This window comes from Amycolatopsis sp. NPDC051371, from assembly GCF_040682155.1.
In the GTDB taxonomy this organism is placed as follows: Bacteria; Actinomycetota; Actinomycetes; order Mycobacteriales; family Pseudonocardiaceae; genus Amycolatopsis.
The window spans coordinates 18,810-35,956 of sequence record NZ_JBFBAG010000079.1 but is presented as its reverse complement, the minus strand read 5'-3'; the positions used below and the strand labels follow the sequence as shown (position 1 = coordinate 35,956).

General features: G+C 70.9%; 15 protein-coding genes and 1 pseudogene. 12 read left to right on the top strand and 4 right to left on the bottom strand.

Annotation, left to right across the window (positions count from 1 at the left end; genetic code table 11):
* From AB0M59_RS51035 to AB0M59_RS51025, 3 genes and pseudogenes are all read right to left on the bottom strand, one after another.
* Positions 1-98: pseudogene (locus AB0M59_RS51035) on the bottom strand (ribonuclease III); the annotation flags it as partial.
* Between the two features lie 8 nt (positions 99-106).
* Positions 107-487, bottom strand: coding sequence for a VOC family protein (locus AB0M59_RS51030; RefSeq protein WP_364630866.1), 381 nt, complete (start codon positions 485-487; stop codon positions 107-109).
* 53 nt (positions 488-540) lie between these two features.
* Positions 541-987 carry a MarR family transcriptional regulator gene (locus AB0M59_RS51025; protein ID WP_364630863.1) on the bottom strand — a complete coding sequence of 149 codons (447 nt, stop codon included), beginning with the start codon at positions 985-987 and terminating at the stop codon, positions 541-543.
* An 83-nt stretch (positions 988-1,070) separates the two neighbouring features.
* On the opposite strand from AB0M59_RS51025, the gene AB0M59_RS51020 reads away from it, so the two are divergent.
* The 4 genes from AB0M59_RS51020 to AB0M59_RS51005 are packed head-to-tail and all read left to right on the top strand — an operon-like array spanning position 1,071 to position 4,328.
* The gene (locus AB0M59_RS51020; RefSeq protein WP_364630860.1) at positions 1,071-2,036 is read left to right on the top strand and encodes a ring-cleaving dioxygenase; all 966 of its coding nucleotides are present in this window, start codon (positions 1,071-1,073) and stop codon (positions 2,034-2,036) included.
* Positions 2,033-2,635, top strand: coding sequence for an alpha/beta hydrolase (locus AB0M59_RS51015; RefSeq protein WP_364630857.1), 603 nt, complete (start codon positions 2,033-2,035; stop codon positions 2,633-2,635). Before AB0M59_RS51020 ends, AB0M59_RS51015 begins: the two co-directional genes overlap by 4 nt.
* Before the next feature lie 42 nt (positions 2,636-2,677).
* Complete coding sequence (locus AB0M59_RS51010) at positions 2,678-3,817, top strand: dipeptidase (RefSeq protein ID WP_364630854.1); 1,140 nt, start codon at positions 2,678-2,680, stop codon at positions 3,815-3,817.
* A gap of 46 nt (positions 3,818-3,863) precedes the next feature.
* A complete protein-coding gene (locus AB0M59_RS51005; protein WP_364630851.1) occupies positions 3,864-4,328 on the top strand; it encodes a LapA family protein in 465 nt (154 codons plus the stop codon).
* Here the strand turns inward: AB0M59_RS51005 and AB0M59_RS51000 are convergent.
* Positions 4,325-5,146: a maleylpyruvate isomerase family mycothiol-dependent enzyme gene (locus AB0M59_RS51000; RefSeq protein WP_364630848.1), complete on the bottom strand. Its 822-nt coding sequence runs from the start codon at positions 5,144-5,146 to the stop codon at positions 4,325-4,327. The genes AB0M59_RS51005 and AB0M59_RS51000 overlap by 4 nt on opposite strands.
* 82 nt (positions 5,147-5,228) lie before the next feature.
* On the opposite strand from AB0M59_RS51000, the gene AB0M59_RS50995 reads away from it, so the two are divergent.
* The 8 genes from AB0M59_RS50995 (at position 5,229) to AB0M59_RS50960 (ending at position 16,918) form a co-directional block, all read left to right on the top strand.
* On the top strand, positions 5,229-6,035 hold the full coding sequence (locus AB0M59_RS50995) for an Abi-alpha family protein (protein WP_364630845.1): 807 nt from the start codon (positions 5,229-5,231) through the stop codon (positions 6,033-6,035).
* Positions 6,036-6,039: 4 nt separating this feature from the next.
* Positions 6,040-7,275 (top strand): DUF445 domain-containing protein, encoded by a 1,236-nt coding sequence (locus tag AB0M59_RS50990; protein WP_364630842.1) that lies wholly within the window; start codon positions 6,040-6,042, stop codon positions 7,273-7,275.
* 126 nt (positions 7,276-7,401) lie between these two features.
* Positions 7,402-10,356, top strand: a complete 2,955-nt coding sequence (locus AB0M59_RS50985; RefSeq protein WP_364630839.1) for a patatin-like protein — start codon at positions 7,402-7,404, stop codon at positions 10,354-10,356.
* A gap of 298 nt (positions 10,357-10,654) precedes the next feature.
* Positions 10,655-11,164, top strand: a complete 510-nt coding sequence (gene ectA, locus AB0M59_RS50980; protein WP_364630836.1) for a diaminobutyrate acetyltransferase — start codon at positions 10,655-10,657, stop codon at positions 11,162-11,164.
* A 15-nt stretch (positions 11,165-11,179) separates the two neighbouring features.
* Entirely contained in the window at positions 11,180-12,433 is a 1,254-nt protein-coding gene (gene ectB / locus AB0M59_RS50975; RefSeq protein WP_364630833.1) for a diaminobutyrate--2-oxoglutarate transaminase, read from the top strand.
* 13 nt (positions 12,434-12,446) lie between these two features.
* Positions 12,447-12,839, top strand: a complete 393-nt coding sequence (locus AB0M59_RS50970; protein ID WP_364630831.1) for an ectoine synthase — start codon at positions 12,447-12,449, stop codon at positions 12,837-12,839.
* A gap of 30 nt (positions 12,840-12,869) precedes the next feature.
* Complete coding sequence (gene thpD / locus AB0M59_RS50965) at positions 12,870-13,772, top strand: ectoine hydroxylase (RefSeq protein ID WP_364630829.1); 903 nt, start codon at positions 12,870-12,872, stop codon at positions 13,770-13,772.
* 404 nt (positions 13,773-14,176) lie between these two features.
* Positions 14,177-16,918 carry a BTAD domain-containing putative transcriptional regulator gene (locus AB0M59_RS50960; protein WP_364630827.1) on the top strand — a complete coding sequence of 914 codons (2,742 nt, stop codon included), beginning with the start codon at positions 14,177-14,179 and terminating at the stop codon, positions 16,916-16,918.
* Positions 16,919-17,147 lie beyond the last annotated feature (229 nt).

Below are 17,147 nucleotides of genomic sequence, written 5' to 3'. Positions count from 1 at the left end.
TCCAGCCGCTCGTTCGGCGGCAGGCCACCGTTTTCGTACGCGTACGAACGGTGGGTCAGCGACAGCTCGAGCAGCTCGGGGTCGAGTGTGACCCCCACTCACGACCTCAGCCTAGAACCTCGTGCAGGCACAGCACATTGCCTTCGGAGTCGGTGAACCAGGCGGCCCGCTCGTTCCCCACTTCCGCGATGTGGTCGACGGTCTTCAGACCCTCCATCTCGAAGTCCTGGAACCGCACCCCGCGGTCTTCCAAGGTTCTGACCTCGGACGAAAGGTCCGAGACCTCGAAGCTCAACGCCGTGTTCTCGCTCTGCGCACCCGCCGGCATGGTCCGGAGCCCGATGGCGCCCGCGCCCGCCGCGAAGTACAGCGTTCCGTCTTCACCCTTCCCGGTCTGCTTCAGGCCCAGGGAGTCCGTATAGAAGTGGCCGGCGCGTTCGCTGTCGGTCACCGGGAGCATCGTCGTGATGGTCGATTCGGTCAGCATGGTTCCCATGGTGCGCCACGAAGCGCACCGCAGTGACCTCGACTTTTTCACCGTCAGGCGTTGAACGCGCGCAGTGTCCGCATCGCTTCCGCGAGTGCCGGCGCGTCGTCACCCAGCGGGGTCAGCACGATGCGGCGCAGGATCTCCGCCGCCGCCTCACGCGCCTTGTTCGCCATGTCGAGGCCGTGGTCGGTGAGCGCCGCGAACGTGACGCGGCGGTCGTCCGGGCTCGGGACGCGGCAGATCAGGTCGGCCGCCACCAGGCGGTCGGCCACCTTCGTGAAGCCGCCGCTGGACAGCGCCGCCTCGGTGGCCAGCTTGGTCATCGGCATCCGGTGGTCGGGCGAGCGGACCAGCCGCAGCAGGATGTCGAACGACGCCGGCGCGAGCCCGAGGCGGTCGGCGATCTCGCCCATCAGCTTGTCCTGCGTGGCCAGGTAGCCCTCGATGACCAGGCCCCACCACGTGACGATCTCGTCGTCGTCGGTCTTCGGATCCACCGGGTCAGCCTACCGGAAAGTCTGTACGGAATATATCTTGCTCGCGAGAGGTTCTGGGGTTACCTTGAATCCAGGAGGCAACCATGGCGATCAAGACGTCCGGCCTGCACCACGTCACCGCGATCGGCGGCGACCCGCAGCGCAATGCCGACTTCTACCTGCGGACCCTGGGCCTGCGGCTGGTGAAGACCACCGTGAACTTCGACGACCCGGGCACCTACCACCTCTACTACGGCGACAGCGCCGGCAAGCCGGGCTCGCTGATGACCTTCTTCCCGTGGCCCGACGCGCCGAGCGGCCGCCACGGCACCGGCCAGGCCACGACGACGTCGTTCTCGATCCCCGAGGCCTCGATCGGCTGGTGGAAGCAGCACCTCGCCGCGAACAAGATCGAGACCGGCGAGATCCGCAACGCCGACAACGAAGAGACGCTCACGTTCCGCGATCCCGACGGCCTGAAGCTCGCCCTCGTCGCGCACCCGCAGGGCGACCCGCGCGACCCGTGGGACACCGAGCTGGTCCCGGCCGAGCACGCGGTCCGCGGCCTGCACTCCGTGACGCTCTCCGTGACGAAGGAAGACGCGACCGCCGGCATGCTCACCGACGGCCTCGGCCTCAGCTTCGCCACCCAGGACCGCAATCGCTTGCGCTTCTCGGCCGGCGAAGGCGGCCCGGGCGCGCTCGTCGACGTCCTCGTGACGCCGGACGCGCCGCGCGGGCTGGTCGCCGCGGGCACCGTGCACCACGTCGCCTGGCGCGCGCCGGACGAGGACACCCAGAAGGCCTGGCGCGAAGAGCTCGTCGACCAGGGCGTGCACGTCACGTCCATCCTGGACCGCCAGTACTTCCGCTCGATCTACTTCCGCGAGCCGGGCGGCACGCTCCTGGAGGTCGCGACCGACGAACCCGGGTTCGCGATCGACGAGCCGCTGCTGGAGCTGGGCCGCGCGCTCAAGCTGCCGCCGTGGCTGGAGCCGCGCCGCGAAGAGATCCAGCACATGCTGCCCGAGCTGAACCTCCCCGCCGAGAACAACCCGGAGCTGTCATGACGCTGGAGCACAAGTACGTCGAGGGTTCGCCGGACGCGCCGCTGCTGCTCCTGCTGCACGGCACCGGCGGCAGCTCCGACGACCTGCTCGGCCTGGCGCGCGAGCTGAGCCCGGACTCCGCCGTGCTGGCGCCGGCCGGCCCGGTGTCGGAGTACGGCGCCGCGCGCTGGTTCCGGCGGCTCGCCGAGGGCGTGTTCGACCACGAAGACGTCGTGAAGCGCGCGAACGAGCTCGCGGACTTCGTCCTCGAGGCCCGGGAGAAGTACGGGCTGGGCGACCGGCGGCTGGTCGCCGTCGGCTTCTCGAACGGCGCCAACATCGCGGCCGCGGTGACCCTGCTGCGGCCCGACGTCGTGCGCGAAGCCGCGCTGTTCGCGGCGATGTCGCCGGTCCCGGACCCGCCGTCGCACGACCTGTCCGGCTCCCGCGTCTTCCTGGCCAACGGCGAACGCGACCCGATGGCGCCCCTGGCGTCCACGGAGGAGCTGATCCGGCTGCTGCGCGAGCGCGGTGCCGACGTCGTCACGCAGCGCCACCCCGGCGGGCACCAGATCACCGTGGACGGCGTCCGCGCAGCCGCGAAGTGGATCACGCCCTGACGTTTGTACGGAGCGTATATCGGCTCGCCCTACGATCGGGTGATGACTAACGAGGCACTACAGCGTGCTACGAAACTGCTGGACGCCGCCATCCTCGCCGACGGGCACAACGACCTGCCCTGGGAGCTGCGGCAGCACGGCGGCCCGAACCCGGTCGAGGCGGCCGCGTCGCTCGACCTGACCGTCCGGCAGCCGGCTCTGCACACCGACTTCCCGAAGCTCGCCGACGGGAAGCTCGGCATGCAGTTCTGGTCGGTGTACGTGCCCTGCGAGTTCGAAGGCCACAGTGCCGTCACCGCCGTCCTCGAGCAGATCGAGGTCGTGCACCAGCTGGCCGAGCGCTACCCCGACCGGCTCCGGCTGGCCGACACCGCCGACGAGGCCGAGGCCGCGTTCGCCGACGGCCGGATCGCGTCGCTGCTGGGTGCCGAGGGCGGCCACAGCATCGCCGAGTCGCTCGGCGTGCTGCGGATCCTGCGCCGCCTCGGCGTCCGGTACATGACGCTGACGCACAACTTCAACACCACCTGGGCCGACTCGGGCACCGACGAACCCGAACACGGTGGGCTCACCGAGTTCGGCCGCGACGTCGTGCGCGAGATGAACAAGATCGGGATGATGGTCGACCTCTCGCACGTCGCGCCGTCGACGATGCGGGCGGCGATCGAGGTCAGCTCGGCGCCGGTGATCTTCAGCCACTCCTCGTGCCTCGCGGTCAACGACCACCCGCGCAACATCCCGGACGACGTCCTCGCGCTGCTGCCCGGCAACGGCGGCGTCGCGATGACCACGTTCGTGCCGGCGTTCATCTCGCCGAAGGTCACCGCGTGGGACCAGGAGCTGAAGGCCGCCATGGAGGCCGCCGGCCAGGAGTACCGGAACCTGGCCCAGCGCGGGGAGTTCGTGAAGGAGTGGGACGGCCCGGTCAAGCCGAAGGCCACCGTCGACGACGTCGTCGCGCACGTGGAGCACGCCCGCGAGGTCGCCGGGATCGACCACATCGGCCTCGGCGGCGACTACGACGGCGTCGGCACGCTGCCGGAGGGCCTGGAGGACACGTCCAAGTACCCGGTGCTGTTCGCGGCGCTGCTCGAGCGCGGGTGGAGTGACGAAGACTGCGTGAAGCTGGCCGGGAAGAACACGCTCCGCGTGCTGCGGGAGGTCGACGGCTTCGCCCGTTAGGGGGTTTGGCACGGCGCTCCCCGCGCGCCGGACGGACACTGTGTTCATGACGCACGCGCGCGGGGGCGCGGCCGACCGCCCCACCGGCCCCACCAGTCACGACCTGCCCGGAACCAGCGGCCCGGGCCACCACGACCTGCCCGGGAACGAGGTGCCCGAGGGCGCCCTCGAGCCCGCCGAGCTGCGTGCCGGCGACGTCCGGCCCGGCGCCGAGGAGGTCACGCCGGTGCGCCCGGCGCCGGCCAGGCCCGCGTCCGCGACCAAGAAGCCCCGGCCGACGCGGATCAGCGGCACCTGGGTCGCCGTCATCGCCGGCCTGGTCGTGCTGATCGTGCTGCTGGTGTTCATCCTGCAGAACCTGGACTCGGTGACCGTGCACTTCTTCGGCGCCGAAGGCAGCCTGCCGCTCGCGATCGCGATGCTGTTCTCGGCCATCGGCGGCGCGGCGCTGGTCGCGCTGATCGGCGGCGCCCGGATCATGCAGCTGCGGAAGCAGGCGCGCCGCCGCTAGACGATGATCGACGTCATCGTCAGCACCTGCGCGCAAACGTTTTCGTCGCCTGTTGTCCGGACGCGGCCGACGTCGGCGGCGGTGCGAGTGCAGAGCCGCCAGAACGTGTCCAGGTCCGTGGTCACGGTGGCCAGCGGCGTACGTGACGGCGGCGCGCCGCGGTCCAGGACCCAGCCGTCGCGCTCGCGGCGGGCGTACCACTTGCCGGCGCCGGTGACCGTGTAACCCACTTGCTTGCCGACCCGCGCGTCGACGTCGCGCAGGGTGTGCGGCAGCGCGCGGACGAACGTGTCGGCGATCGGCTCGGCGTACTCGGCTTCCAGCGGCGTGTGCTCCAGCGCTTCGCGGATCTGCACGTGGTGGACCCAGAACTCCGAATAGTCGCGGGCCGCGTCGAGCCAGCGCGGCGCCGGCTCGTCGCCTGCCCAAGTCACGGGCTCGCCGAGAACGTCGAGGTCCAGCTTCGCCCAGTATTCGGTCGTCTGACTCATGAACTCGTACATCATCGTGAGCAGGACGTCCGTCGAGAGCCGGCGGCAGGCGACGACCCACTCCTCGTTGATCCGGTCGATGAAGCGGGGGAAGGGCTCACCCGGGCGGGGGGCATCGGACGCGTGCCCGTCGCGGCCGCGGGACAGCCGGCCGACCTTGTCGCCGAGCAGGTGAGCGGCGATGTCCTTGACCGTCCAGCCGGCGCACAGGGTCGGACGCTGCCAGTCTTCGTCGGTCAGCGCGCCGAGCAGCGTCATCAGCGCTTGTTCCTCCTTGGAGAAGTACGGGAGGACGTCGATCGGCGGGCCCCAGCGCGTCGGACTCATGCCGCCCATAATGCCGGTCGTCACACCACCGTTCGGCCTACCCGCAGGTAGCATCAGCGCGGAAGCAGAGGGGAGTCCACCGGTGAACGCAGAGCGACCGAACGGCCGGGGCACCGGCGACGAGGTGGCCGACCTGGCGCGGCGCGCCGGGCAGCTGGCGGGCTGGGCCGCGCGAACCGGGTTCGCGCTCGGGCGCAGGCTCCCCGGCGTCGAGACCGCCGAACGCGGCGTGCGGCAGGTCGAGCGCCAGCTGCTGGCCGAGCTGCGCCGCCGCCTCGACGAGGTCGACGACCCCTACCACGCGGCGCTCACGGCGGCGTCCGCGATGAACCGCCCGGCGGTACCCGGGAAGGTGGAAGCCACCGTCACGCTGGTGCCCGCGCGCGACAACCACGCCGAGCCGCTGCGCGCCGCGATGGCCGAGCTGCTCAACCACTCCATCGGCTTCGGCCGCGAGCGAGCCCGCGAATACTTCTACGCGATCATCCTGCGCCAGCTCACGCCGGACGAGGCCCGCATTCTCTCCGCGCTGTCGGACGGCTCGCCGTTCCCCGTGATCGACGTCGTCGAGCGGACCGGCCTCGGCAGCAGCGGGCGCGTCGCGCTGCGCAACGCGTCGACGGTCGGCAAGGCGGCCGGGGTGTCGCTGCCCGACCAGGTGCCCGGGTACGTCACGCGGCTGATCGGGCTGGGCCTGGTGGACCTCGACGAAGAGGTGCCGTCGCTGGAGACGCAGTACGAGATCCTGCTGACCGATGAGACCGTGCGCGACGCGGAGAAGCACGTGAAACGCGCGAAGTACGTCCGGCGGACGATCCACGTCTCGCGCCTCGGGGCGCAGTTCTGGCAGGCCTGCGACCCCGCTTTTCAACCACGCAGCTTCGGTTAGCCGGATGGGGTCGTTCCTCGCCGGCATCGTCGCCGACTTCGCGCAGCACTGGCCCCTCTACGTCTCGATCCCGGTCGTCGCCGCACTGATCGGCTACGGCACCAAGCTCGTCGCGATCCGGATGATGTTCCAGCCCGTGGAGTTCATCGGCGTCAAGCCGTTCCTCGGCTGGCAGGGCATCGTGCCCAAGCGCGCGGCGCGGATGGCGAGCATCGCCTGCGACACGATGACCGAGCAGCTGATCAAGCCGGCCGAGGTCGTCGCGCGGCTGGACGCCGGCCGGATCGCCAAGGAGATCGAGAAACCGCTGCTCGCGGGCGTCGAGGACATCGTCCGCGAGGTGGCCGGGCACTACCAGCCGGGGCTGTGGGAGTCGCTGCCGGTGCGGGTCCAGCGGCTGGTGATCGAGCGCGTCCAGCACGAGTCGCCGCGGATGGTCGCGGCCGTGCTCGACCTCATCAAGTCCGATGTGGACAGTGTGTTCGACCTCAAGGGCATGGTGGTCACCAGCCTGGTCAAGGACAAGCGGCTGCTCAACCGGATCTTCCAGGAGGCGGGCGCGAAGGAGTTCAAGTTCATCGCCCGCTCCGGCCTGGTCTTCGGCGGCGCGATCGGCGTGATCCAGATGGTCGCCTGGATCCTGTTCAAGTTCCCGCTCATCATGCCGCTGTTCGGCCTGTTCACCGGCTGGTTCACCGACTGGCTGGCGCTGCGGATGATCTTCTACCCGATCGAGCCGCGCAAGTACTTCGGCGTCACGTGGCAGGGGCTGTTCCTGAAGCGGCGCGCGGAGGTCGCGGAGGCGTACGGTTCGCTGATCGCCCAGGAGATCATCACCCCGCACAACGTCATCGAGGCGATCCTGCACGGGCCGTTGTCCGACCGGGTGCTGGCGCTGATCCAGCGTCAGCTCGACCGGGAGCTGGGGAGCGTCGCGAGGCCGCTGCTGGTGTTCGCGGTGGGCAGCCGGAAGTACCAGGACGTGAAGCTGGCGATCGCGGAGCAGATCATGAACCGGCTGCCGGAGACGATGCGGTACATCGAGGACTACGCGACCGACGCGATGGACATCCGCAACGTGCTGGTGTCGAAGATGAAGGAACTGTCACCGCACGAGTTCGAGCGCCTGCTGCGCCCGGCTTTCGAGCAGGACGAGTGGATCCTGATCGCGACCGGTGCGGTGCTGGGCTTCGCGGTCGGTGAAGGTCAAGTGCTCTTGCTGGAGCACCTGGCGGCCTAGGCGCCGGCCACGGTGGACGGCTGACCGGGCGAGCAAGTCCACCCGAACGGCCGTACACCTGGACGTATCCCCGCGCTCACCTCGCGCCTCTACTCTGCGTCAGGACGACGACGGGCGGGGGAGCCCATGCCTCAACCAGCCGAACCGTGGCAGCAGGAGATCCGCCTGGCGATGACGATGGTGGGCGGCGCCAGCCTCGCCATCTGGATGGGCGGGGTCGCCACCGAGACGTCGCAGCTGCTGCGCGAGTCCCGGGGTGATGCCGAACCCGGGCTCTACCGCCGGCTGCTCGACCTCCTGCGCGCGTCGGTGTCGATCGACGTGCTCACCGGGACCAGTGCCGGCGGGGTCAACGCCGCCTGCCTCGGGCTGGCCGAGGCCTTCGGCTCCACGCCGGAGGTGCTGCGGGACACCTGGATCGAGATCGGCTCGCTGGAGAACCTCGTGCGCGACCCGGCCGAGGCGCAGCCGCGGTCCATTCTCGACGGGGACCGCGTGCTGCTCGGCGACCTCGAGCGGGCGCTGCACCGGATCACCGACGCCGGTGCCGCGCCCGTCGAGCCGCCGGACATCACCGTGCTGCTCACCGGGACCATGATCGACGGCGAGACCACCCGGTTCGACGACGCGCTCGGGAACCTCGTGCGGGACACCGAACACCGCATGCTCTTCCGCTTCGACGGTCCACTGTGGACGCAAGGCGTGCAGGGCCCGCTGGCGCTCGCCGCGCGCTCGACGGCGTCGTTCCCGGGTGCCTTCGAGCTGTCGCGGATGCCGATCGGCGCCGACGGCACCGACGAGCTGCACCCCGACATGACCGCCTACACCGACCTGACCCGGTCGCACTGGCTCACCGACGGCGGGGTGCTGCTCAACAAGCCGCTGCGGCCGGCGCTGCGGGAGATCTTCGAACGCCCGTCGCATGCGGACGTCCGGCGCCTGCTGCTCTACGTCGTGCCGACCGGCGAACGGGAGGCGACCGAGATCGCCTGCGACGCGGCGAACCCGCCGTTGCTGTCGAACGCGATGAGCAAGGTCGTCTCGACGGTGATGAGCCAGTCGATCAGCGCCGAGCTGGAGGACCTGACCCGGCACAACGACGCCGTCGTCCGGACCCGCGACACCCGCGTCTCGCTGGCGGCGCTCGGCTTGCGCGGCGGTCCGGAGTGCCTGGTCGACCGGGGGATCGCCACTTCGTACCTGGACCGGCGGACGGCCGAGGACGCGGCCGAGCTGGTCCGGGTCGCCACCCGCCGGTACGCACTGTCCGATGTGGACACCGAGGACCGGGAGTGGGCCTCGGGGATGTCGCAGCAGCTGCGCACGGTCGCGGTGGCCGGGCTGAGCAGCGGCATCCCGCCGGAGCCGCCGTCGACGAGCATGACCGTGGCGAACCTCGTCGCGTACCGCACGAGCGCGCTCGACGACGCCGTGGCGACCGGGTTGCAGCTGATCAACGCCGGGTTCCGGCTCGGCCCCGACCCGACGCAGGCGAAGGAGCTCAACGCCGCGCGGGCGGGGCTGCACGCGGCGCGCAAGAAGTCCGCCCGGGGTGTGCGGCTGGCGCAGTGGGTCGCGGCGCACGACGGACCCGGCGCGAGCAGCACGCTCGACGTCTGGATCCGCGAGCTGGCCGAGGAGTGGGCCGGGCTCGGCCGCTCGGACGTCGTCGCGCAGGCCTGGCCGATGGTCGTGACGGCGTTGCGGGCCGCGACGCCCGCGCTGCGGACCCTGAGCGACGAGTCCCCCGGCACGGTCAAGACGCTGCTCGACTGGCTGGACCTGCCCGACGGCGGTGACGACGTCGTCCAGGCGCGGCTGCTCGGGCTGCACGTCGCGACGCGGGGACTGCTCGCGCAGGCGCCGTCGGTCGACCAGCGGGTCGAGCTCGTGCAGGTCAGCGCCGATTCGCGGACGCTGCTGGACCTCAAGCGCCGCCGGTCGGGGGACAAGCTGACCGGCTTGCAGGCCGACTACTTCGGCGCGTTCTACAAGTCGTCGTGGCGCGCCAATGACTGGATGTGGGGCCGCGTCGACGGCGCCGGCTGGCTGGTCCAGTGCCTGCTCGACCCGCGGCGGCTGGAGACCCTGCGCGACCTCGTCGGGGCGGAAACCTTCCGCGACGAGCTGGCCGCCGCGCTGAAACCGATCTGGCGCGGGCCCGGCCGGGACGACAACGCCGAGCCCGCCGAGGTGGGGGAGCTGACCGGTCAGCTCGACGCCGAACTGGCGTTCCTCGGGCTGGACTCGGTTCTGAACGCGGTGGACTTCGCCACCGAGCGGCCGGTCAGCATGCCGGTGACGGCGATGGTGCTGGCCCGCACGCGCCAGGCGGAGATCGCCGCGGAGGAACTGCCGGTCGTCGCGACGCAGGCGGCCGCCGACGTCAAGGTGAGCGGCTGCAGCGGCGCCGCGTCGGCCGGGTTCCGGGCGCGGGCCGCGCAGCCGATCGCCGACGCGGCCGCTGCCCAGCGCGTATTCCAGGCGTGCCAGGTGTCGGCGGAGAAGCTCGCGGGCGAGCAGGGCACGGCGCAGCTCACGCGGACGCTGGTCAAGCTGGGCGCCGCGACGGTCAACGCGGGGACGGTGGCGTTCCACCTGCCCGGCGGCTGGCCCCGGACGGTCGCGGGCATCCTGCGGACGGTGGCCCGCAGCACGGCGAAGGTGACGCAGAGCGCGTCCAAGCTGGGCACGCCGGGTTCGCTGGCGGCGGGCGTCCTGGCGCTGCTGGCCGGCCTGGTGATCGGCGACAGCGGCGGCGCGATCCTGCAGTGGATCGGCCTCCCGGTGCTGGCGGGCGCGGTCATCTACCTCGCGACGGCGTTGCTGACGATGGGCCGCACCGCGCGCCGGCTGTTCGCGGTGCTGGGCGTGCTGGTCGTCGCGGCGCTGCTGCTGGCGTCGTTCCTGCCCCCGGTCGCGCAGCCGTTCTTCGGCTGGCTGGGGAGCGTGGTGGCGGGCTGGCGCCGGGGCGAGGGCGCGGTGTGGTGGCTCGTGGTGTCCGGCCTGCTGATCCTGCCGGCCGTCGTGATGCCGGTGAGCGGGATCTGGCGGCGCCTCCGGAGCCGGCGCGGCGTCTGACCGGACGACTCGCCGTCGCCGGACCCCCTGGCCGTGGCGTGTCCGGGAGCGCGCGCCGCTCGTGCGGACTCGTGCGGAATACGGCCCGTCGCCTTGCGATCACGGCCCCGAAGGTTCATGGTGCGAAGAGGTCGCGAGCCACGGGCACGCGGCCCGGCCGCGCGTATGCCCCGGGACCGTCCCCTTCAAACATGTTTGTGGGACTGCTCACCGGGTACTCCGCGTCGTCCCAGGTCATTGCGGGGTCCGTGAGCTGGGTCGCTGGCAGGGCGAAAATTCTCTGTTACGTTTCCTGAGTATGTCCGTAACGCACTTGATCGAATCGCCGACCAAGGCGGACGGCGCGGAGCTGTGGAGAATCGCGCGCGATTCCGCCAAGCTCGATCTCAACTCGCCGTACGCATACATGCTGTGGTGCCGCGATTTCGCCGAGACATCGGTGGTCGCGCGCGAAGACGGCAAGGCGGTCGGATTCATCACCGGCTACCGCCGGGCGGAAGACCCCGAGGTCGGGTTCGTCTGGCAGGTCGCGGTCGACGCGTCGCAGCGGGGAAAGGGCCTGGCCGGCACGCTGCTGGACGCTCTGTACACGCGGCTCGTCGCCGCCGGGGTGCGTTACCTCGAGACCACCATCACCCCGGACAACGAGGCGTCCATCCGGCTGTTCACGTCGTTCGCGAAGCGCTGGAACACCGCGGTGGAAACCAGTGTGCTGTTCGACGGAGCGGATTTCCCCGAAGCCGGGCACCTCGCCGAAGAGCTATACCGCATCGGCCCGCTCACGGCACGCAAAGATCCGGGCGAGTAGGAGAAAAGAAACGTCATGAGCATCTTCGAAGAGCTCGAATCCGAGGTCCGCAGCTACAGCCGCGGCTGGCCGGTCGTGTTCGACCGCGCCCAGGGCAGCCATCTCTACGACGAGAGCGGAAAGTCCTACCTGGACTTCTTCGCCGGAGCCGGCGCGCTGAACTACGGGCACAACAACCCGCGGCTCAAGCAGGCGCTGATCGACTACATCCAGCGCGACGGCGTCACCCACGCGCTCGACATGTACACCGTGGCCAAGCGCGACTTCCTGCAGACCTTCCGCGACAAGATCCTCGACCCGCGCGACCTGAACTACAAGGTCGTGTTCCCCGGTCCGGGCGGCGCGAACGCCGTCGAGGCCGCGCTGAAGCTGGCGCGCAAGGTGACCGGCAAGGAATCGGTCATCAACTTCACCAACGCCTTCCACGGCATGACGCTGGGCGCGCTGTCGGTCACCGGCAACTCGATGAAGCGCGGCGGCGCCGGCGTCCCGCTGGTGCACGCCACCCCGATGCCGTACGACGCGTACTTCGACGGCGCGATGCCGGACTTCCTGTACTTCGAGAAGCTCCTCAAGGACTCCGGCAGCGGGCTCAACGAACCGGCCGCGGTGATCGTCGAGGGCGTCCAGGGCGAGGGCGGCATCAACGCCGCGCGGCTGGAGTGGCTGAAGGGTCTCGACGACCTCTGCAAGCGTCACAACATCCTGCTGATCCTCGACGACGTCCAGATGGGCTGCGGCCGCACCGGGCCGTTCTTCAGCTTCGAGGACGCCGGGATCAAGCCGGACATCGTCTGCCTGTCGAAGTCCATCAGCGGCTACGGCCTGCCGATGGCGCTGACGCTGATCAAGCCGGAGCTCGACGTCTGGGAGCCCGGCGAGCACAACGGCACCTTCCGCGGCATCAGCCCCGCGTTCGTCACCGCGACCGAGGCGATCAACGCCTACTGGAGCGACGACGAGCTCGAGAAGTCGACCAAGGCGAAGGGCGAACGCATCGCCGCCGCCTTCTCGGGCATCGTCGAGTCCTACCCGGACGCGAACCTGGCCGCCAAGGGCCGCGGCCTCGCGCGCGGCCTGGAGTTCGAGAACGGCGACCTGGCCGGCCGCGTCTGCGCCGAAGCGTTCGCGCGCGGCCTGCTGATGGAAACCTCCGGTCCCGACGGCGAAGTCATGAAGCTCCTGCCGCCGCTCACCCTCACCGACGACGAGCTGACCCAGGGCCTGTCGACCATCGACGAGTCCATCAAGGCCGTCCTGAAGAAGTAGAGGAGTTTCACCCGTGCTCGTTCGCACACTCGACGAGGTCACCGACACCGACGCCGACATCAAGACGGAGAACTGGCGCAGCAAGCGGATCATCCTGGCCAAGGAGGGTGTCGGCTTCTCGGTGCACGAGACCACGCTGTACGCGGGAACGGTCAACGACTTCTGGTACGCGAACCACATCGAAGCCGTGTTCATCACCTCCGGCGAGGGCGAGGTCGAAGACCTCGCCACCGGCAAGGTGTACGAGCTGAAGCCCGGCACGCTGTACCTGCTCAACGACCACGACAAGCACCAGGTCCGGCCGAAGACCGAGATCAAGTGCGTGTGCGTGTTCAACCCGCCCGTGACCGGGCGCGAGGTCCACGACGAGAACGGCGTGTACCCGCTGATCACCGAGGAATCGTAAGAGCCGGAGAGGAAACAGGAGGCGAAGCCCGTGACGCTGACGGACACCCGGGTCGACGACGGCTACCCGACCCGGATCACCGGCACGCCGGCCCAGCTGCCGCGCGTGCACCCCACGGTGTGGGGCACCGAAGCCGACGGTCCGATCGACGCCGCCACGCTGGCGAACCACGAGACCAAGGGCTACACCGTGGTCGAGGACACGCTCTCGGTCGGGGAGGTGCAGACGTACTGGCAGGAGCTGGTGCGGCTGTCCTCCGACAAGGAGCTCGCCAGGGACGAACGCGTGATCTCCGAGGCGAAGACCGGTGAAGTCCGGTCGATCTTCGACGTCCACGAGCTCTCGGACCTGATCGCCGAGCTGGTGCGCGACCCGCGCGTGCTGGACCGGGCCCGGCAGCTGCTCGGCTCCGAGGTGTACATCCACCAGAGCCGCGTCAACTACATGCCGGGGTTCAAGGGCACGGGCTTCTACTGGCACTCGGACTTCGAAACCTGGCACGCGGAGGACGGCATGCCGTCGCCGCGCGCGGTCAGCTGCTCCATCGCGCTCACGGACAACTACCCGTTCAACGGCGGCCTGATGATCATGCCGGGCTCGCACCGGACGTTCGTCCAGTGCGCCGGCGAGACGCCGGACGACAACTACAAGGCGTCGCTCAAGGACCAGCGGGTGGGCGTGCCGAGCGAGGACGACATCACGAAGATGGCGGCCGAGCACGGCATCGACCAGTTCACCGGCCAGGCCGGCTCGGCGCTGTGGTTCGACTCGAACATCATGCACGGCTCCGGGAACAACATCACCCCGTACCCGCGCTCGAACATCTTCCTGGTGTTCAACAGCGTGGAGAACGCGTTGCAGGAGCCGTTCGCGGCGAGCGCGCCGCGGCCCCCGTTCATCGCCGGCCGCGACTCGACCCCCATCTCGCGCTAGCCGCACAGCCCGGCGGTGACGAACCCAGTGCGCTTTGTTACCGTGTCGCCACCGCGCGGGCGTGTGGCCCGCGCGACAACCGTCTTCGCGGACGATCGGCGGGTGCTTCGCTCGGGGTGAGCTCACCCGCCCGGTCGCCGGTGAAGACGACGGGTGGACCGCGCCCCCTGGCGGCCCAGCCGGGAGTAGCACTACGACCCCGTACCAGCGGATCGGGACCGCTGGTACGGGGTCGTCTCACGTCCGGGGTGACGATCCGCCCATGGATGTCGCACCCCGTCCCGCTCGGCGCTGCGGAATCCGCAGGGCGGCCAAAACTCCTGGTACCAGCCCCGTTCGACAACCCGTCACCACGGTAGGTTGATTTTCGCGGTGAGGGAGACTCCGGGGAGGTGGGCGCGAGCATGGCCGAAAGCCGGTTCCAGCTGCTCGGGCCCGTCCAGCTCTTCGACGGCGACGTCGCGATCCCGATCGGCGGCCCCGGCGTCCGCGGCCTGCTCGCCCTGCTCGCGCTCAAGCCCGGCAAGGTCGTCGGGCTCGACGAGATCATCGACGCCCTCTGGGGCCACGATCCGCCCGCGACCGCCCGGACCATCGTCCACGGCAACGTTTCCCACCTGCGCCGGATCCTCCGGGGCATCGACGGCCCCAGCATCCTGACCACGCCGCCGGGCTACCGCCTGGCGGTCGAGCCCGACCGGATCGACGTCCACCGGGCGCGCGGCCTGCTCGACCGCGCGTCGGAGGCCACCCCGGAGGTCGCCGCCGCGCTGCTGGCCGAAGCGCTCGCGCTCTGGCAGGGCCCGGCGCTGGGCGGCGTGCCCGATTCGCTGCAGGCACCCGAACTGGAGGATCTCCGCCTCGCCGTGCACGGTGCTCGCGTCGACGCCGATCTCGACCTCGGCCGGCACGCCGAGCTGATCGTCGAGCTGAGCCCGATCGTCCGCGCGGATCCCCTCGCCGAGCGGACCGCCGGCCAGCTCATGCGGGCGCTGTACCACGCCGGACGCCGCGGGGACGCGCTCGAGCTGTACCGGACCGTCTCGCGCGCCACGCTCCGCACGCTGGGCGTCGAGCCCGGCGCCGAGCTGCGCTGGCTGCACGAGCGCGTGCTCAACGACGCCCTTCCGGTGCTTTCACGTGAAAGCTCCGCCCTCGAGCCGGGGCAGCCGATCTCGCAGCTGCCCGCCGCGGTGCCGAGCCTGGCCGGGCGCGCCGACGAGCTGGCCTGGCTCGACAGCCTGGTCACCCGCGCCGAGGCCGGCGAAACGACGATCGCGATCGTCACCGGGACCGCCGGGGTCGGCAAAAGCACCCTCGTGGTCTGGTGGGCGCACCGGATCGCGGCGCGGTTCCCGGACGGCGTCCTGTTCGCGTCGCTGCGCGGCTTCGACCCGCACCACCCGCCGCTGGAGGCCGCCGAGCTGCTCACGCAGTTCCTGCTCGGCCTCGGTGTCGAGACCGCGAAGATCCCGGAACTGCTGCACGAACGCGTCGCGCTTTACCGGTCGCTGATCGCGGGACGGCGGATGCTCGTGCTGCTCGACGACGCCCGCACCGCCGAGCAGGTGCGCCCGCTGCTGCCGCCCAGCGCCCGGACGATGACCGTGGTGACCAGCCGGTCGCGCCTCGACGGGCTGGCCGTGTCGAACGCGGCCAAGCAGCGCGTGCTCGGCACGCTCGCGCCCGACGACGCCGTCCGGCTCATCGAGGAGCTCGCCGGCCCGGCGGACCTCAACCACGCCCTCGCGCGGCTCTGCGGCTATCTCCCGCTCGCGCTGCGGATCGCGGGTGCGCGGCTTTCGGCGAGCGCCCAGCGCACCGCGGAGGAGCTGGTCGACGAGCTGGGCAACGAGCGGACGCGGCTGGCCGGGCTGCAGGTCGACGGCGCCGACGACGGCGTGCGCGCCGCCTTCGACGTCTCCTTCCGCGGCCTGCCCGGCGAGATCGCCGAGACGTTCCTGCAGGTCGGCGCGGTGCCCGGGGTGATGGTCGGGCCGCACCTGATGGCCGCGGTGGCGCAGATCCCGGTCATCGAAGCCCGGCGGCGGCTGCGCGCGCTGGCCGCGCACAACCTCATCGTCGAGACCGCGCGAGACGTCTTCGCCCCGCACGACCTCGTCCGGCTCTACCTGCGCGAACTCGCGGAACAAGAGCTCGGCGAGAAGGAGCGCGACGAGGCGATCGGCTGGACGGTCCGCTACTACCAGGCGGTGGCCGACCGGGCGCGGCGCCGGCTCGGCCACGTCGCCGACCCGCTCGACTTCACCGGCGTGCTCGCCGACGAGGCGATGCCGCCGCTGACCGGTTTCGCCGAGGCGCAGGACTGGTTCGCGGCCGAGTGGCCGAACCTGCTCGCGGCCCTCGACGCCGCGTACTCGACCGGCCGCTACGACGACGTCTGGCGGCTCGCGTTGCTGGGCCACACCTACCGCGTCGCGTGCCCGCTGCTGGACGAGTGGACGCGGATGGCCGACCTCGGCGTCGCCGCCGCCGAAGCCGCGGGCGACGTCGCCGGGCAGTGCTGGCTGCGGCTCGCGCGGTGCGGGATCGCGCTGAAGTTCGAGCTGCCGGGCGCCGGGCTGGCCGACGCCGAGCGGGCGCTGGAGCTGTCCGCGCGCGTGCCGGACCCGGGCTTGAGCACGTCGGTCGACCTGCACCTGGGCCGCGCGCTGAGCCGGCGCGGCGAGCACGAGAAGGCCATCGACCGGCTGACGCGGGCGATCGCGGAGGCGCCGGACGTCACGCTGCGCGGCCAGGCGCTCAGCAGCTGCGCGCAGGCGGAGAAGCGGGCGGGCCGCCTCCCCGACGCGATCGCCCACCAGCTCGCGGGGCTGGCGATCCACCGCGAGCTCGGGGACGACGACCGGGTGGTCGTCTCGCTGGACAAGCTGGCCGAGCTCAGTCTCCGGGCGGGCGACGTCGAGGCGGCGGAGCGGTACGTCTGGGAGGCGATCGACCTGGCGATCAGCCGCGAGTTCGCGGCGCGCGAAGGTGCGCTGAGGCTGACGCTGGGCCGGGTGCTGCGGGCGCGCGGTGATCTCGACGGCGCGCGGGAGCAGCTGGCGTTGTCGGTGCGCATTTACGAGCGGGTGCACCCGAAGCTGGTCGGTGAGGTCCGGACCGAGCTCGCCGAACTGCAGTGAAGATTTCGCGTGACATCTTTCCGGCGGTGATCCACATTCGTGGGGAAAGAATGCCGGTTGCGAATAGATCACGACCGCGGCTCCGGCGGTGAATCCTTAGTGGATTCTTAGTGCCTCCGGGTGGCGTCCGCGTAGGTTCGGCGGTGCCGGCTGAGCCCTAGGGGAGGGGCAGGCTGAGACGCCGGCGCCGGGCCCCGTGCGGGAAAACCCCGCCGGGGCCGGGAGCCGC

What these genes read in the sequence shown, in the direction of transcription:
- AB0M59_RS51030 (WP_364630866.1), bottom strand. Translation starts at nt 487, where the DNA reads ATGCTGACCGAATCGACCATCACGACGATGCTCCCGGTGACCGACAGC.
- AB0M59_RS51020 (WP_364630860.1), top strand. Translation starts at nt 1,071, where the DNA reads ATGGCGATCAAGACGTCCGGCCTGCACCACGTCACCGCGATCGGCGGC.
- AB0M59_RS51015 (WP_364630857.1), top strand. Translation starts at nt 2,033, where the DNA reads ATGACGCTGGAGCACAAGTACGTCGAGGGTTCGCCGGACGCGCCGCTG.
- AB0M59_RS51010 (WP_364630854.1), top strand. Translation starts at nt 2,678, where the DNA reads ATGACTAACGAGGCACTACAGCGTGCTACGAAACTGCTGGACGCCGCC.
- AB0M59_RS51005 (WP_364630851.1), top strand. Translation starts at nt 3,864, where the DNA reads ATGACGCACGCGCGCGGGGGCGCGGCCGACCGCCCCACCGGCCCCACC.
- AB0M59_RS51000 (WP_364630848.1), bottom strand. Translation starts at nt 5,146, where the DNA reads ATGAGTCCGACGCGCTGGGGCCCGCCGATCGACGTCCTCCCGTACTTC.
- AB0M59_RS50990 (WP_364630842.1), top strand. Translation starts at nt 6,040, where the DNA reads ATGGGGTCGTTCCTCGCCGGCATCGTCGCCGACTTCGCGCAGCACTGG.
- AB0M59_RS50985 (WP_364630839.1), top strand. Translation starts at nt 7,402, where the DNA reads ATGCCTCAACCAGCCGAACCGTGGCAGCAGGAGATCCGCCTGGCGATG.
- ectA (WP_364630836.1), top strand. Translation starts at nt 10,655, where the DNA reads ATGTCCGTAACGCACTTGATCGAATCGCCGACCAAGGCGGACGGCGCG.
- ectB (WP_364630833.1), top strand. Translation starts at nt 11,180, where the DNA reads ATGAGCATCTTCGAAGAGCTCGAATCCGAGGTCCGCAGCTACAGCCGC.
- AB0M59_RS50960 (WP_364630827.1), top strand. Translation starts at nt 14,177, where the DNA reads ATGGCCGAAAGCCGGTTCCAGCTGCTCGGGCCCGTCCAGCTCTTCGAC.